Origin of the sequence: Vreelandella lionensis (assembly GCF_002087295.1) — a bacterium.
In the GTDB taxonomy this organism is placed as follows: Bacteria; Pseudomonadota; Gammaproteobacteria; order Pseudomonadales; family Halomonadaceae; genus Vreelandella; species Vreelandella lionensis.
In genome coordinates, this window is record NZ_MWVI01000019.1 from 50,989 (window position 1) to 64,663 (window position 13,675).

A 13,675-nucleotide genomic window follows, 5' to 3' on the forward strand; every position below is an offset into this window, starting at 1 on the left:
TTGCGTAGTGGCGCTATACCGCCCTTACGGCTTCATCTCTTCAAAGAACTTCTTCACGCTGTCGAAGAAGCCAGTCTTCTTCGGCGAGTGGCTATGACTATTGCTGTCATCAAAGCTCTTTTGCAGCTGGCGAAGCAGGTCTTTTTGCTCGTCGTTGAGGTTGACGGGCGTTTCCAACACTACTTTGCACAGCAGGTCGCCGGGGGCACCGCCGCGTACCGGCTTCACGCCTTTACCGCGCAGGCGGAAGAGCTTGCCGGTTTGGGTTTCCGGCGGGATCTTCAGTTTCACGCGACCATCCAGCGTGGGCACTTCCAGCTCGCCACCTAACGCTGCATCAACAAAGTTGATCGGCACGTCACACTGCAGGTGCTTACCATCGCGTTTGAAGATGTGGTGCGGCTTGATGGCGACCTGAACGTACAAATCGCCCGCTGGGCCGCCGTTGACGCCGCTCTCACCTTCGCTATTGAGGCGAATGCGGTCACCGGTATCCACGCCCGGCGGAATCTTCACCGAGAGAGTGCGGGTTTCACGCACGCGGCCTTCGCCGTTACATTTATGGCACGGCACCTTGATGTGCTGGCCACTGCCGTGACAGGTGGGGCAGGTTTGCTGGACCGCAAAGAAGCCCTGCTGCATACGTACCTGACCGTGGCCATGGCAAGTGGGGCAAGTCTCTTTGGTGGAGCCTGGCTCGGCGCCACCACCGTCACAGCGGTCACACTCGATATGGCGCGGGACGCGAATATCCACCGTGGTGCCCGCCACCGCGCTCTCTAGATCCAGCTCTAGGTTGTAGCGCAGGTCGGAACCGCGGGCGGGTGCGTTGGGCCCACGACGACGGCCACCGCCGCCACCGAAAATATCGCCAAACACATCGCCGAAGATGTCGCTGAAATCGCCAGCGCCACCGCCGCCGAAGCCACCACCTCCAAAGCCGCCGCCCTGGCCATCCACACCGGCGTGACCGAACTGGTCGTAGGCCGCGCGCTTCTCGCCATCGCTCAAGACTTCGTAGGCTTCCGACACTTCACGGAATTTTTCCGCTGCGGTGTTATCGTCCGGGTTTCGATCAGGGTGGAATTTTTGCGCCAGACGGCGATAGGCCTTTTTGATCTCTTTCTGATCGGCCCCTTTTTCGACACCCAGGACTTCGTAATAATCGCGTTTGGACATGGGTCCTACGCCTCCTGGTTAGCTACGCACTATAGGCGTCTCGGCCGCGGAAACAGCAACGCGGGAGTTGCCTCCCGCGTCACCACTTTCCTTGGCAGAAAGAGGTGGGTTACTGCTTCTTCTTGTCGTCGTTGACTTCTTCGTACTCGGCGTCAACCACGTCATCGTCCTGCTTGGTGTTGGCTTCTTCAGCGCCTTCCCCCACCCGCCTGGGCCGCTTCTGCCTGCTCGGCGTGCATCTTCTGTGCCAGCTGGCCGGAAACTTCGGTCAGTGCATCCAGCTTCTTCTGGATGTTATCCTGGTCATCGGTTTTCACCGCTTCTTCCAGCTCGGCGATGGCGGTTTCGATGGCCTGTTTCTCGTCATCGGTCGCTTTGTCGCCCGCTTCTTGAACGGTCTTGCGAGTGGCGTGAATCATGCCATCCGCTTGGTTACGCAGCTGCACCAGCGCTTCGAACTTTTTGTCTTCGTCCGCGTGGGCTTCGGCATCACGTACCATTTGCTCGATCTCTTCATCGGAGAGGCCGCTGGACGCTTTGATGACGATGGACTGCTCTTTGCCAGTCGCCTTGTCTTTAGCAGACACGTTCAGGATACCGTTGGCGTCCAGGTCGAAAGCAACTTCGATCTGCGGTACACCGCGCGGTGCCGGCGGAATGTCGGCGAGGTCGAAACGACCCAGCGACTTGTTCTGCGACACTTGCTTACGCTCACCCTGTACGACGTGAATGGTCACGGCCGTCTGGTTATCATCCGCGGTCGAGAAGGTTTGCGTCTTCTTGGTCGGGATGGTGGTGTCCTTGTCGATCAGCGGCGTCATCACGCCACCCAGGGTTTCGATACCCAGGGTCAGAGGGGTAACGTCAAGCAGCAGAACGTCTTTTACGTCGCCACCCAATACACCGCCTTGAATCGCAGCGCCCACGGCAACCGCTTCATCCGGATTCACGTCTTTACGTGCTTCTTTGCCGAAGAAGTCAGCCGCTTTCTTCTGAACCATCGGCATGCGGGTCTGACCGCCGACCAGGATCACTTCGTCGATTTCAGAAGCAGACAGGCCTGCATCTTTCAGCGCCATTTTGCACGGCTCAAGCGAACGCTGAACCAGCTCTTCTACCAGCGACTCCAGCTTGGCACGGGTCACCTTCACATTGAGGTGTTTCGGGCCAGTGTTGTCGGCAGTGATGTAGGGCAGGTTCACATCGGTCTGCTGCGCGCTGGAAAGCTCGATTTTGGCTTTCTCGGCGGCTTCTTTCAGACGCTGCATGGCTAGGTTGTCGCCAGACAGGTCGATGCCGCTGTCAGACTTGAACTGGTCAACCAGGTAGTTGATCAGCGCCAAGTCAAAATCTTCACCGCCCAGGAAGGTGTCGCCGTTAGTAGCCAACACCTCAAACTGGGTCTCGCCATCAACGTCGGCAATTTCAATGATTGAGATATCGAAAGTACCGCCACCCAGGTCGTAAACCGCGATGGTTTTATCACCACGGGTCTTGTCCATACCATAGGCAAGCGCGGCAGCAGTCGGCTCATTGATGATGCGCTTAACGTCTAGACCGGCAATACGACCCGCATCTTTAGTGGCCTGACGCTGGCTATCGTTAAAGTAAGCCGGAACAGTGATGACCGCTTCAGTGACCGGCTCGCCGAGGTAGTCTTCGGCGGTTTTCTTCATTTTCTTCAGCACTTCCGCGCTTACCTGCGGCGGTGCCATTTTTTTGCCTTTTACTTCTACCCACGCATCGCCGTTATCAGCTTCAGCGATTTTGTACGGCACCATTTTGATGTCTTTTTTTACAACGTCGTCTTTGAAGCGACGACCAATCAAACGCTTGATGGCGTAAAGGGTGTTTTCCGGGTTGGTAACGGCTTGGCGCTTGGCGGCCTGGCCTACCAGGGTTTCACCATCGTCGGTGTAAGCAATGATGGAAGGCGTGGTACGACCGCCTTCGGCGTTTTCAATGACTTTAGCGCTGTCACCATCGAGCACGGCCACACAAGAGTTAGTGGTGCCCAGGTCGATACCAATAATGCGTCCCATAGCAAAAACCTCGAATTCGGTTGAAACAAAACTGATGTTTTACGCCGCTGTTACTTACTTGGCGTCTGCGGGTTTTCCCGCGGGTTGCCCTTTATTTGGGGGCCGCTTGCAGCATTTCAAGGGCTTTTTTTACTGCGTTGCGTCAACGCGGCTTAATTCGCTTTTTGACTGACGACCACCATGGCCGGGCGCACGAGGCGTCCGTTCAGTAGATAGCCTTTCTGCATTACTTCCATAACCGTGTTGGGATCTAGCTCTGGGTTCGGCACCATCGCCATGGCTTCGTGTACCTGCGGGTCGAAGGGCTCGCCGTGGGGCTCAATGCTCTCGACGCCAAACTTGCTCAGCACGTCTAGCTGCATTTTTAGCGTCATGGAGACACCTTCAAGGTGCACCTCGGCGGCATCGCCTTGCATGCTTTCCAGGGCTTTCTCCAAGCTATCCACCACAGGCAGCAGCTCTTTGACGAATTTCTCAAGGGCAAACTTGCGCGCTTTCTCGGCTTCTTGCTCAGCCCGGCGGCGTACGTTTTGAGCTTCAGCTGCCGCGCGCAGCGCTTGGTCTTTGGCTTCCGCTAGGCTCTGCTCCAGCTCTTCTACCTGGGCGGCTAGCACATCGGCTTCGGGGCTACCGACACTGCCTTCTAGCGGGGCATCGTCGTCAATCAGTCCTTCCAGTTCGCCTTCTACCAAACGCTCTTCTGCAGACTGATCCGTTACTTCTGCTTCCTGCTCTTGGCGTGCCAGCTCATCTTCCAACGGGGTTTGCGGTTCTTTTGCCATGCCTTGCTCCTGAAATAAGTAGCGGTGCCGGTGGCGGCCACCTGAGTTAAGTAGCGGGTATTAACCACGTATGCAGCCTATATGGGGGCCATAAAAGCCACCTCAAGAGGGGCATTGAAGTGAGTTATCGACTACTGTATAAAACAACAATTATTGGATAAGTATCCAGCTTCTGTGCCGCACCGCCTCAGGAGGCCTTATGCTTACGCAGCTAGCGATCCAAGACTACGCTATCGTTGACCGCCTTGAACTCGACCTAACCCGTGGCATGACCGCCATTACGGGCGAAACTGGGGCGGGTAAATCCATTTTGCTGGGTGCCTTGGGCCTCTGCCTGGGTGAGCGCGCCGATGCTAGTAGCGTGCGCCATGGCTGTGAGCGCACCGACCTCTCTGCCCGTTTCGATATCCAGCCCCGGCCCGCCGCTACCGAATGGGGCTGTGGCCCGCGAACTGCCCGCCGACGAGTGCCTGCTGCGCCGAGTGGTGACCGCTAACGGGCGCTCCAAAGCATGGATTAACGGCCATCCAGTGACTATCGCGGATTTAAAATCCCTGGGTGAGCAGCTGATTCAAATTCATGGCCAGCATGCCCACCAAGCCTTAATGCGCGAAGAAACGCATTTGGCGCTACTGGATGACTACGCCGGTTTACGCGAACGCAGCCAACAGCTTGCTGAAACATTCCGTGAATGGCGCAACGTTCGGCGGCGGCTGAAAAAGCTCAGCGAAGAGGGCAGCGAAGTAGAAGCCAAACGCCAGCTGCTGCGCTATCAGGTTGAAGAACTCGATCAGTTAGGCTTGGCAGAAGGAGAGCTGCAAACCCTCGAAGAGGAGCAGCACACGCTGGCCCACGCTGAAGAAACACTGCGCGAAACCCAGTTTGCCGCCGACTGCTGTGAAAGCGATGAAGGCGGTGCGCTATCGCTACTCAACCAGGCCTACGCCCACCTCAGCGCCCTACCCGGCAGCGATAAAGGCACGCTTGCCAATACGCTCACCATGCTCAGCGACGCCCGCATTCAGGTAGAAGAGGCCGCCAGCGAGCTGCACCGCTTAGCCAGCACCACTGAATTAGATCCTGAGCGCTTGGCGTGGGTGGAAGAGCGCATGGGCGATGTACACCGCATTGCCCGCAAGCACCACGTCGCCCCAGAGGAGATTTGCGCGCTGCACGCCCAGCTCAAACAAGAAGTGGCACAGTTGGAAGCCAGCGACGATGATTTAGAAGCCCTCAGCAGCCAGGTGGCTGAGTACCGTGAGCGTTATCGCAGCGAAGCCAAACAGCTCACCGAAGCACGCCAAAAGGCCGCTGTTCGCTTGGGTAAAGAGGTGCAGCAACAGCTAGCCTTTCTTGGCCATGGGCAAAGCGCGTTTTGAAGTGGACGTTACCCCACGCGAAACGCCCTCACCGGAAGGGTTAGACCGTGTTCAGTTTCTGATCAGCGCCAACCCTGGCCAGCCCGCACGACCACTAACGAAAGTTGCCTCTGGCGGTGAGCTGTCGCGCATCAGCTTGGCCATTCAGGTAGTGGCAGCTTCGCATTCGACGATTCCAAGCCTAGTGTTTGATGAGGTCGACGTGGGCATCTCAGGGGCAACGGCAGAAATTGTTGGGCAACTGCGACGCAAGCTAGGAGAAAACGGCCAGGTAATGACCGTGACCCACCTACCCCAAGTGGCCGCCCAGGCGCACCAGCACTTACATATTGAAAAACACGCCAAGCGAGACACCACGCTGACCCATATGGCGCTACTGGACGAGCGCGGCCGTATCAGCGAACTGGCGCGAATGCTGGGGGGCGAACGCTTTCCGACCAAACGCTGGCCCACGCGCGGGAAATGCTGCACGCCAGCCAGTGCCTGCCCCACTGATCCACCAAACGGGCGCGCCCTACCCCAAAGCCCCCGTTGAATACAAAACGCCCCCAGAGCGCCAGTGAGTATTCGCTGGCACCCTGGGGGCGTTTTTTACGCGGCTATTCGCTTTAACGACTCACTATTTGCGATTCGTTGGGCCGCTATCCTGGCGTGTAACGTCAGACCCGCGAGGGCGTACGTGCAGCACCAGAGCATGGTCCACTAGCTCGTAGCCGTGCTCTTCGGCGATCTCTTGCTGGCGACGCTCGATGATGCCATCGACAAACTCGATGATCTCACCGCTTTCCAGACACACCATATGGTCGTGGTGGTCTTCTTGGGTCATCTCGAATACTGCATGGCCACCGTCAAAATTGTGACGAATCACAAGGCCCGCTGATTCAAACTGAGTCAGCACGCGGTAGACAGTTGCAAGGCCAACATCCTCGCCCGCATCAATCAGTGTTTTATACACTTCTTCTGCGCTAAGGTGGTGTTGACCCGAAGCATTTTCAAGAATCTGCAGGATCTTGACGCGCGGCAGGGTCACTTTCAGCCCGGCTTTGCGTAGTTCATGGTTCTGATCGGCCATGGTTGCTCGTCGCAGTAACAGGTTAGGTCGGGTATCATCGACCGAAACCACGATAGTGAAGAACAGGCTCAAATGCAAAAATTGACTCGTATCATTACCCTTTCCGTCGCCCTGACCGTTGTCAGTGGCTGTAGCTATGTCGGCGTTTATAAGCGCGACATCCCCCAGGGCAACCTGATCACCCAGGAGATGGTCAGCCAGCTCCAGCCGGGCATGACTCAAGAGCAGGTAGCCTACGTAATGGGCCGCCCACTGCCGGAAGCGCCCTTCGACTCCCGCGAATGGGACTACGTCTACCGCATCGATAAAGCCTATGAAGGTGTTGAGCAGCGCCGCGTCACGCTCACGTTTGATGACGCGAGCCGACTGGTCAACATTGAGCAGGAGGGAGACCTATCCCGCGACCTGCCGGTGAGCACAGACCGCGGTATGGGGCCAGCCGTTGAAGGTGCCGACCCGCTAGATGCACTGCCCAGCCAGCGAACGCCCACGCCGGAAACCGCCCCCGAGCCGCAGCCGATCATCACTGGCGAGTAAGCGCGGAGCTACTGCTCGTTGGCCTGACGCTTGGCCCGCTCTAGGCGGGCCGCCTTCGGGTCGATCTGCAGCGGGCGATACACCTCCACACGGTCGCCCTCGCGCAGCGGCTCTTTTTCAGGGTGGCGAATGGCCTTGCCAAAAATACCCAGCGGCGCCTGTGCAAAAATGTCGCTGGGCACTTCTTGGAACAGGCTGGGCAAATCGGCCATCTCGACCGCTTGCCGTGCGGTAGTGCCTTCCGTTACCGCGAGTGCGACGATGCGCTGCTTGTGCGGTAGAGCAAAGGCGACCTCTACCTTCAGCAGGTTATCGGCCATACATCTCGTCAGCGCGCTTGGTAAAAGCATCTACCAGCTGTCCAGCAATTTGCTGGAACAGCTTTCCAAACGCCATGCTGAGTAGCCGGTTGGCAAACACAAACTCCATTTCCAAGCTCACCTTGCAGGCATCTTCGCCCATGGGCGTAAACAGCCATCGCCCTTTCAACTGCTTAAACGGCCCTTTTACCAGCGACAGCTCGATGCGTTCGGGGGCAAACAGGTCGTTACGAGTGGTGATGGTTTGCTCCACCCCGGCGCGCCCTAAGGTCATCTCACCAATGAGATGGTCGGCGTCGTGCTCAAGCAAACGCGCACGTCGGCACCCCGGTAGGAACTCGGGGTAGCGTTCGAAGTCATTGACCAAATCGAACATTTGTTGGGGGGTGTGCCGCACCAAGGCGGTACGATTAACGGTTGGCATTGACCTCTCCGCTGACTTCACAGTGCCCAAAGCGTATCATGGGAAACATTTTTTCAGACCTTGAATGGTATCACGCCTCCCCACATAACGAAGGGGGATGCTACTGACAGATCAACGATGAGGTTCCATGGCCACTAAGAAAGGTAACAGTAAGGGCCCCGGCAGCAGTGTCATTGCCCAGAACAAGAAGGCACGGTTTGAGTACCATATCGACGAAACCTTCGAAGCGGGTTTAGCGCTGGCTGGCTGGGAAGTGAAAAGCCTGCGTGCTGGTAAAGCGCAGCTCACCGACACCTACATTTTAATTCGCAACGGCGAAGCGTTCCTGCTGGGCAGCCATATTATGCCGCTGAACACGGCCAGCACCCATGAAATTGCTGACCCCACGCGAACTCGTAAACTGCTGCTTCACCGTAAAGAGATCGCCAAAATCTTTTCGGTCACCCAGGACAAGGGCCACACTTGTGTACCGCTCAAGCTCTACTGGAAGCGCAACAAGGTGAAGTGCGAGCTGGCGCTGGTGACCGGTAAGAAAATCCATGATAAGCGGGCCACTGAGAAGGACCGCGACTGGAATCGCCAAAAAGGTCGAATTATGCGGGAACATAACAAGGCATAACTGGTCAATTAGCGATGAGCACGTTAGAATGCGGCTCTGACTAAGGGGGCGACATGGTTTCGACGCCGGTGACAAACCCTGCGGTGCATGCCGAGAGCGTGATGTATCTCGTAAATACCACATCACGAAAAATAGTCGCAAACGACGAAAACTACGCTCAAGGCGCGCTGGCAGCTTAAACCCTGCTAGCTTCTTGTCTGGCCCCAAGGTGATGTGCCTATTCATCACTGCGGGGATATGAGCTAAAGCTGATAGGACCGCGGTTGGCGGTGTCTTCTCGTCAACCGTTAAACTTTAGAAGGCTCGCGTGGCTGAATCCTGACCGTCGGAGTCAGTCGCGCTAAAGCAAATGACGGCATCTAAGCATGTAGAGCCAATGGGCGCGTGCTGGCGGACGCGGGTTCAATTCCCGCCGCCTCCACCAGACACCCCTACAAATCAAGCACCTACGGGTGCTTTTTTTGTGCCTGCCGTCCGAAAACGGCCTGTTTAGGCAGGGTTTATGAGTTCTTCGCCTTGCCCTTCCACGGGCTTGTTGACCAAGGTGCTTACAGGCCAGTGCTCAATCAGATCCGCATCTAAATGGTGGACCATGCTGCGAATGGTCTCCCGGTCTGTAAGATCAGGCGCTAACCAGTGTTCAAGGCTAGCATCGTCGAGGATCAGCGGCATGCGCTCATGTACGTCTGTAGCGCTGCCTCGGGCTGGTTCAGTGATGATTGCACAGCCTAGGCTGCCATCCTCACGCTCCGCAAAAATGCCGGCGAAGAACAGTGGTTTTCGGTCTTTACGGCAGAGGTAATGTGGCTGTTTGGGCTTGGTGTCTTTTAATCCATTCATACCAGCCATCTGCGGGTATCAAACACCGATGCCTAGCGAAAGCTGACTTAAAATAAGCATTAGTGGCCACGGTTTCTACACGCGCATTGATCGGCTGATTCCCCGTGCTTTTGGCCCACCTCGGGCGATACCCCCACCACATTTGGTCAATCACCGGCGGTTCGTTCTCTGAAGCCTGACGCACGGCTGTAATCCACGTGCCGGGAGCCACGTTGTAGCGAAATACCACCTTTTGTTCCGGCACAGAAGCACCAACCTTTCTGGCCAGCCGATCTAACGGGGTGAATAATGCGAATCGTCCACACATAAGGGAAGCATAGCCAATAATTACTACTTCGCAGCCGCCCTTGTGCGCCAGTTCAGCGCTTTTTGCACTACTACGTGCATAAAGGCCTTCTTGGGGGGCTTTGCAGCTCTCATGAAGCCAGCTAATGTTAGAGGCTTACGCTTGGCAAATGGCTGAGTGGATCAATAAGGATATGACACATGCTGTATGGGTTGAGCTTGCTGGCCGGTATTGTGCTGTTATTTCTTGGGGGTGAGTCGTTAATTCGCGGCGCCGTGGCGGGTGCAAAGCGCATGGGAGTTTCACCGCTGCTTACCGGCCTAGTGGTGGTCGGGTTTGGTACGTCTGCCCCTGAACTGGTGGTGTCGGTGGACGCGGCAATTAGAGAGCAGCCTGATATTGCCGTGGGCAATATCGTGGGCAGCAATATCGGCAATATTTTGCTGATCCTGGGGCTGTGCGCGGTGATCTGCCCAATGAATGTTCATCCGTTAGCCTTGCGACGGGACGGGGTCGTTGTGGCGCCGCCAGCCTGCTGTTTATCGTTTTAGCCTGGAGCGGTGCCCTAGGCCGCTGGGAAGCAGCGCTATTACTCGCAATGCTCACCGCTTATCTTATGTGGGCCTATTGGACTGAGCGCAACCAGTCACTGCCAGAAGCGGAAATGCACAGCGCTGAAGCCGAGGAGCTTTCTGCTATTCCTAGCTCTACGGCGATGATTATTGTCGCCCTAGTGCTTGGCCTTATCATGCTGATCGGCGGCTCGCAGTTGCTACTGTACGGTGCGATTGGCTTAGCCCAGTCGATCGGTATTTCAGAGGCGGTTATTGGGCTCACCATTGTGGCCGTGGGGACATCGCTGCCTGAAATGGCCGTTTCTTATTGCGGCGCTGCGCCGCCACGCCGATGTGGCCGTGGGTAATATCCTGGGGAGCAATATTTTTAACGTGCTGGGGATTTTAGGTATTTCCGCCTTCCTTCAGCCGTTACCGATTGCAGCGCGGGTAAGCCAATTTGATCAGTGGATCATGCTGGGTTCAAGCAAGCATTCTGCTGCTGTTTCTCTACACCGGTATGCAACTATCACGCTGGGAAGGTGCCGCGCTGCTTGGTGGCTACGCGGCTTATATAGCGCTGAGCTTTACTATTTTTTAAGCAAACTGCTCGGCCGCGATGTGAACCTGATTACGAACGGCACTCTTAGCCTTGTAGAGGGCATCATCAGCTAGGCTAAGCAGTAATTGAGTATCGTCGCCGTGATTAGGGTAGGCGGCGATACCCATCGAGCTTGTGACGTTAAGCTGCTGGTCATCAGCTACCTCAATACGCAATTGCTCAATGCTACTACGCAAATGCTCAGCTCTGAGTAAGGCGATGTCGAGTGTGGCGCCAGGCAAAATCAGCGTGAACTCTTCACCTCCATACCGACATATTAAGTCCTCACCTCGCAGCGCACGCTTTAATAGCTCGCTGACTGCCACCAGCACTTCGTCACCCGCCGAGTGGCCATGTTTGTCGTTGATACATTTAAAGTGATCAAGATCGAGAATAATAACCGCTAACGGCGTCTGCTCGCGTTTTGCACGGCCCAGCTCGCGCTGGATACTTTCTTCAAGGTAGCGGCGGTTATAGAGACCGGTTAGCGGGTCGCGTACTGATTGCTGCTGCAACCGCTCGCGCAATTGAATATTCGCCAAACTTAACGATACTTGCTCGGCCACCGCTTGGGCGAGCTGTTTGCGGTTTTCCCACTCCTTTTGGCGGCCCTCCCTGAGGCCAACATGTAGTACCCCTAACATGCTGCCATGGGCCGAAAGCGGCGTGCAGTAATGGCACCCCCCTACGTTATCAATGTGGGCACAAATAATTTCGTGATTTATCTGGCCGCTTATCTCATAAGGTTTGCCGCGCCGCAGCGCCCAGCAATCCCCTTCAGCCAAACGCTTACCTTCTATGGTGTCAGGCTGACCCCAACTCACCACTAACGGATAGTGTTCGCCTTTTTCTTCGTTTAAAAATAATGCACCTGACATGGTAATAAATAGGCTGGGTAGAATCGACTCTAATACCAGAATCGCCTCATCGCGACGGTGGCAGGATTGCAGCATCTCTACCAGATGATTCATAGCCAGCATCTCTTTTGTGCGGCTCGCCACCATATCATCGACTCGCTGGGCAAGAGAGTGGCGAGCCTTCTGCTCTTCACTAACCATCCTCTCCAACCGGTCGGCCATTTGATTAAACGCCCGGTCCATTTCTGCTAACTCGTCTTGGCCAATTTCAGGGGCTCGCCTACGCCAATCACCCCCGGCCATACGTTTAGCTGCCTGAGTAATGCCATTGACGGATAGCGAGGTGCGGTTAGCTAACAGCAACCACATCACCAACGCGGCCAGCACGGCGCTACCAAAACCTACAATGGCAATCAAATTTGCTCGATGACCAATTATCACGCTTTCCTGCTGTTTGCTCTGGAGCTGCAAATTGGCCGCTTCGGTCAACTCATTCATTAACAAACGGAAACTGTCTACCAGCTGTTTGCCACGCTCTAAATTCTCGACATCAGGCGTGCTGATGCCGTTTCGACGGCGTTCAATAGAGATCGTGGCTGCCTCGCGCTGCCAGCGCTCAAACAAATTTCCCTGCATTGTTGAGGCGCGAAAGCTGCTCTGGCTGGTCTTCAACCATTTGTACCAAACGGTCAAACATTAAGCTGAAAGAGGCGCTAGCCTGTTCATACGGTAAGAGAAACTCCTCCCTACCGGTTAATGCATAACCACGCTGACCTGTTTCTGCATCTACAAAGCGCAATTTTAAGCTGTTAGCAGAGGCAATAATGGCTTGTTGCTGCAGCATTTGCGAAGAGGCACTGAGACTACTCTGTAGCGCCAGATAGAGTGCCACGCCGCCGGCTAGGGTCATAAGAGAGGAATCGCAGCCCCCACAAACATCTTTACAACAAACGTACGACGCATACGCGTTAATCCTTAGCGAAGCAGAGCAAGTCAACCGCCATCAATTTTGCTGAGACTAACACGCTTGTATGTAACAGTATGAGGCACTTCCTTCTTAGTTGATAAATAGCTATGCCGATCATTCCTGGCGTATACCCTCAGGCAACTCAATGCCTGTTTCGTCGTAGTAACGCAGAGCTCCAGGGTGAAGGGGTGTGCTCAAATGGGCTAAATCATCTGGTGATACGCCCTCCCACCAAGCGGACTGCTCAGCAAGGTTAGCCTTCTGCTCCCAGAAACCTTTAGTCAGCAGATAGGCGGTCTCGTCATCCATTTTTTCAGTGGCATAGGCCATCACTGGAAGTGACGTGGTGGTGACGCTATCAGCAATGCCGGGGTAGGTGCCCCCCGGAATGATCTGGCGTACTGCGCCGGTAAGAGCAATTTGCTCATCCGTAAAGCTCACCAAGGTAATCGGCACTAAGGAGGCGGTTTCCATTACATTGGGCGTAGGGAAAGAGCTAGCGGTCACATAGGCGTCAATTTGACCATTGCGTAGTGCTTCAGCCCCGTTGGTGATGGAAGCATCAGCAAGCCGAACTGTGTCTTTTAAGTCAAAGAGTTCAAAGTAGCGCGCCGCTTCACCTGCGCTAAATGTGCCTCGCCCAATCAAAATGTGCTTCTCTTCCAAGGAATCAATGGTCGTTGTGCCGTCGTCTCCTGCCATAACAAAGTGCATCGTCAGCGATGGGACGGGGAAGAGACCTCGAATAGTGTGAAAGTGCCGGTGATCTCCACCGCTAAACGGTTCCTCGCCTGACAGGGCTTGAGCAACCAGCGCTGGGGAGAAGTAAACATATAAAGGCCTTCGCGAGCGGCCACTTCCATGACATTTTGCACGGAGCCTTGGCTCTCTTCATTACTCAGCAATACGGTGCCACTACTGTCTTGGCGAATCGCTTGTGCCAACTCAGCGCCCATTTGGTGGTAAGCCGTACCCGCGAGCGCTGATTTATCAATGATGCGTGTCTGTGCCTGAGTAGACATCGCTTTAGTAGCCAGTACAAACGTGGCCAATGACAGGATAACAATGCGCCACAAGGAATGAGGGTGAACGCGCATGAAAATACCTTCGGGGATCAAGGGCCACATACGTTAGCATAGCCGCACCCCGCCTGTGCGTTGATCCCCCCTACCGGGCTTCGTCTTGATTTCTCACGTGTGCTGAGACGGCTGGAAGT

Annotated in this window: 13 protein-coding genes, 1 other RNA gene and 3 pseudogenes; 5 read left to right on the forward strand and 12 right to left on the reverse strand. The window is 55.5% G+C overall.

Features of this window, described 5'->3' with window-relative positions:
• Positions 1–24: 24 nt before the first annotated feature.
• The 3 genes and pseudogenes from dnaJ to grpE form a co-directional block, all read right to left on the reverse strand.
• Positions 25–1,179: a molecular chaperone DnaJ gene (dnaJ, locus tag B4967_RS02585; RefSeq protein WP_083023369.1), complete on the reverse strand. Its 1,155-nt coding sequence runs from the start codon at positions 1,177–1,179 to the stop codon at positions 25–27.
• 109 nt (positions 1,180–1,288) lie between these two features.
• Positions 1,289–3,221: pseudogene (dnaK, locus tag B4967_RS02590) on the reverse strand (molecular chaperone DnaK).
• A gap of 152 nt (positions 3,222–3,373) precedes the next feature.
• Positions 3,374–4,003, reverse strand: a complete 630-nt coding sequence (gene grpE / locus B4967_RS02595; protein ID WP_083023372.1) for a nucleotide exchange factor GrpE — start codon at positions 4,001–4,003, stop codon at positions 3,374–3,376.
• A 199-nt stretch (positions 4,004–4,202) separates the two neighbouring features.
• On the opposite strand from grpE, the pseudogene recN reads away from it, so the two are divergent.
• Positions 4,203–5,877 (forward strand): annotated as a pseudogene (gene recN, locus B4967_RS02600) (DNA repair protein RecN).
• A gap of 124 nt (positions 5,878–6,001) precedes the next feature.
• Here recN and fur read toward each other — a convergent pair.
• On the reverse strand, positions 6,002–6,454 hold the full coding sequence (fur, locus tag B4967_RS02605; protein ID WP_083023440.1) for a ferric iron uptake transcriptional regulator: 453 nt from the start codon (positions 6,452–6,454) through the stop codon (positions 6,002–6,004).
• A gap of 72 nt (positions 6,455–6,526) precedes the next feature.
• Between fur and B4967_RS02610 the strand changes: the two genes are divergently transcribed.
• Complete coding sequence (locus B4967_RS02610) at positions 6,527–6,991, forward strand: outer membrane protein assembly factor BamE (protein ID WP_083023374.1); 465 nt, start codon at positions 6,527–6,529, stop codon at positions 6,989–6,991.
• 8 nt (positions 6,992–6,999) lie between these two features.
• On the opposite strand, the gene B4967_RS02615 is transcribed toward B4967_RS02610, so the two are convergent.
• The gene (locus B4967_RS02615) at positions 7,000–7,311 is read right to left on the reverse strand and encodes an RnfH family protein (RefSeq protein ID WP_083023376.1); all 312 of its coding nucleotides are present in this window, start codon (positions 7,309–7,311) and stop codon (positions 7,000–7,002) included.
• Positions 7,301–7,735 (reverse strand): type II toxin-antitoxin system RatA family toxin, encoded by a 435-nt coding sequence (locus B4967_RS02620; RefSeq protein WP_083023377.1) that lies wholly within the window; start codon positions 7,733–7,735, stop codon positions 7,301–7,303. The genes B4967_RS02615 and B4967_RS02620 overlap by 11 nt, the downstream gene beginning before the upstream one ends.
• Positions 7,736–7,862: 127 nt before the next feature.
• On the opposite strand from B4967_RS02620, the gene smpB reads away from it, so the two are divergent.
• Positions 7,863–8,354, forward strand: a complete 492-nt coding sequence (gene smpB / locus B4967_RS02625; RefSeq protein WP_062360527.1) for an SsrA-binding protein SmpB — start codon at positions 7,863–7,865, stop codon at positions 8,352–8,354.
• 44 nt (positions 8,355–8,398) lie between these two features.
• Positions 8,399–8,778: a transfer-messenger RNA gene (gene ssrA / locus B4967_RS02630) on the forward strand.
• A 65-nt stretch (positions 8,779–8,843) separates the two neighbouring features.
• Here ssrA and B4967_RS18635 read toward each other — a convergent pair.
• Positions 8,844–9,194, reverse strand: a complete 351-nt coding sequence (locus B4967_RS18635) for an SOS response-associated peptidase family protein (protein WP_243470284.1) — start codon at positions 9,192–9,194, stop codon at positions 8,844–8,846.
• Positions 9,142–9,501, reverse strand: coding sequence for an SOS response-associated peptidase family protein (locus B4967_RS18640; RefSeq protein ID WP_243470285.1), 360 nt, complete (start codon positions 9,499–9,501; stop codon positions 9,142–9,144). The genes B4967_RS18635 and B4967_RS18640 overlap by 53 nt, the downstream gene beginning before the upstream one ends.
• A gap of 179 nt (positions 9,502–9,680) precedes the next feature.
• On the opposite strand from B4967_RS18640, the pseudogene B4967_RS02640 reads away from it, so the two are divergent.
• Positions 9,681–10,635: pseudogene (locus B4967_RS02640) on the forward strand (calcium/sodium antiporter).
• On the opposite strand, the gene B4967_RS02645 reads toward B4967_RS02640, so the two are convergent.
• From B4967_RS02645 to B4967_RS18645, 4 genes are all read right to left on the reverse strand, one after another.
• Positions 10,632–12,116, reverse strand: a complete 1,485-nt coding sequence (locus tag B4967_RS02645; protein WP_161491464.1) for a diguanylate cyclase — start codon at positions 12,114–12,116, stop codon at positions 10,632–10,634. The pseudogene B4967_RS02640 and the gene B4967_RS02645 sit on opposite strands and share 4 nt — an antisense overlap.
• On the reverse strand, positions 12,109–12,384 hold the full coding sequence (locus B4967_RS02650) for a CHASE3 domain-containing protein (protein WP_161491465.1): 276 nt from the start codon (positions 12,382–12,384) through the stop codon (positions 12,109–12,111). Before B4967_RS02650 ends, B4967_RS02645 begins: the two co-directional genes overlap by 8 nt.
• A gap of 189 nt (positions 12,385–12,573) precedes the next feature.
• Positions 12,574–13,272, reverse strand: coding sequence for a TAXI family TRAP transporter solute-binding subunit (locus B4967_RS02655; protein ID WP_340638676.1), 699 nt, complete (start codon positions 13,270–13,272; stop codon positions 12,574–12,576).
• On the reverse strand, positions 13,176–13,556 hold the full coding sequence (locus B4967_RS18645) for a TAXI family TRAP transporter solute-binding subunit (RefSeq protein ID WP_243470286.1): 381 nt from the start codon (positions 13,554–13,556) through the stop codon (positions 13,176–13,178). Before B4967_RS18645 ends, B4967_RS02655 begins: the two co-directional genes overlap by 97 nt.
• Positions 13,557–13,675 lie beyond the last annotated feature (119 nt).

Excerpts from the sequence above, each read along its gene's own strand:
- dnaJ (WP_083023369.1), bottom strand. The coding sequence starts at position 1,179 with ATGTCCAAACGCGATTATTACGAAGTCCTGGGTGTCGAAAAAGGGGCC.
- grpE (WP_083023372.1), bottom strand. The coding sequence starts at position 4,003 with ATGGCAAAAGAACCGCAAACCCCGTTGGAAGATGAGCTGGCACGCCAA.
- fur (WP_083023440.1), bottom strand. The coding sequence starts at position 6,454 with ATGGCCGATCAGAACCATGAACTACGCAAAGCCGGGCTGAAAGTGACC.
- B4967_RS02610 (WP_083023374.1), top strand. The coding sequence starts at position 6,527 with ATGCAAAAATTGACTCGTATCATTACCCTTTCCGTCGCCCTGACCGTT.
- B4967_RS02615 (WP_083023376.1), bottom strand. The coding sequence starts at position 7,311 with ATGGCCGATAACCTGCTGAAGGTAGAGGTCGCCTTTGCTCTACCGCAC.
- B4967_RS02620 (WP_083023377.1), bottom strand. The coding sequence starts at position 7,735 with ATGCCAACCGTTAATCGTACCGCCTTGGTGCGGCACACCCCCCAACAA.
- smpB (WP_062360527.1), top strand. The coding sequence starts at position 7,863 with ATGGCCACTAAGAAAGGTAACAGTAAGGGCCCCGGCAGCAGTGTCATT.
- B4967_RS18635 (WP_243470284.1), bottom strand. The coding sequence starts at position 9,194 with ATGAATGGATTAAAAGACACCAAGCCCAAACAGCCACATTACCTCTGC.
- B4967_RS18640 (WP_243470285.1), bottom strand. The coding sequence starts at position 9,501 with ATGTGTGGACGATTCGCATTATTCACCCCGTTAGATCGGCTGGCCAGA.
- B4967_RS18645 (WP_243470286.1), bottom strand. The coding sequence starts at position 13,556 with ATGCGCGTTCACCCTCATTCCTTGTGGCGCATTGTTATCCTGTCATTG.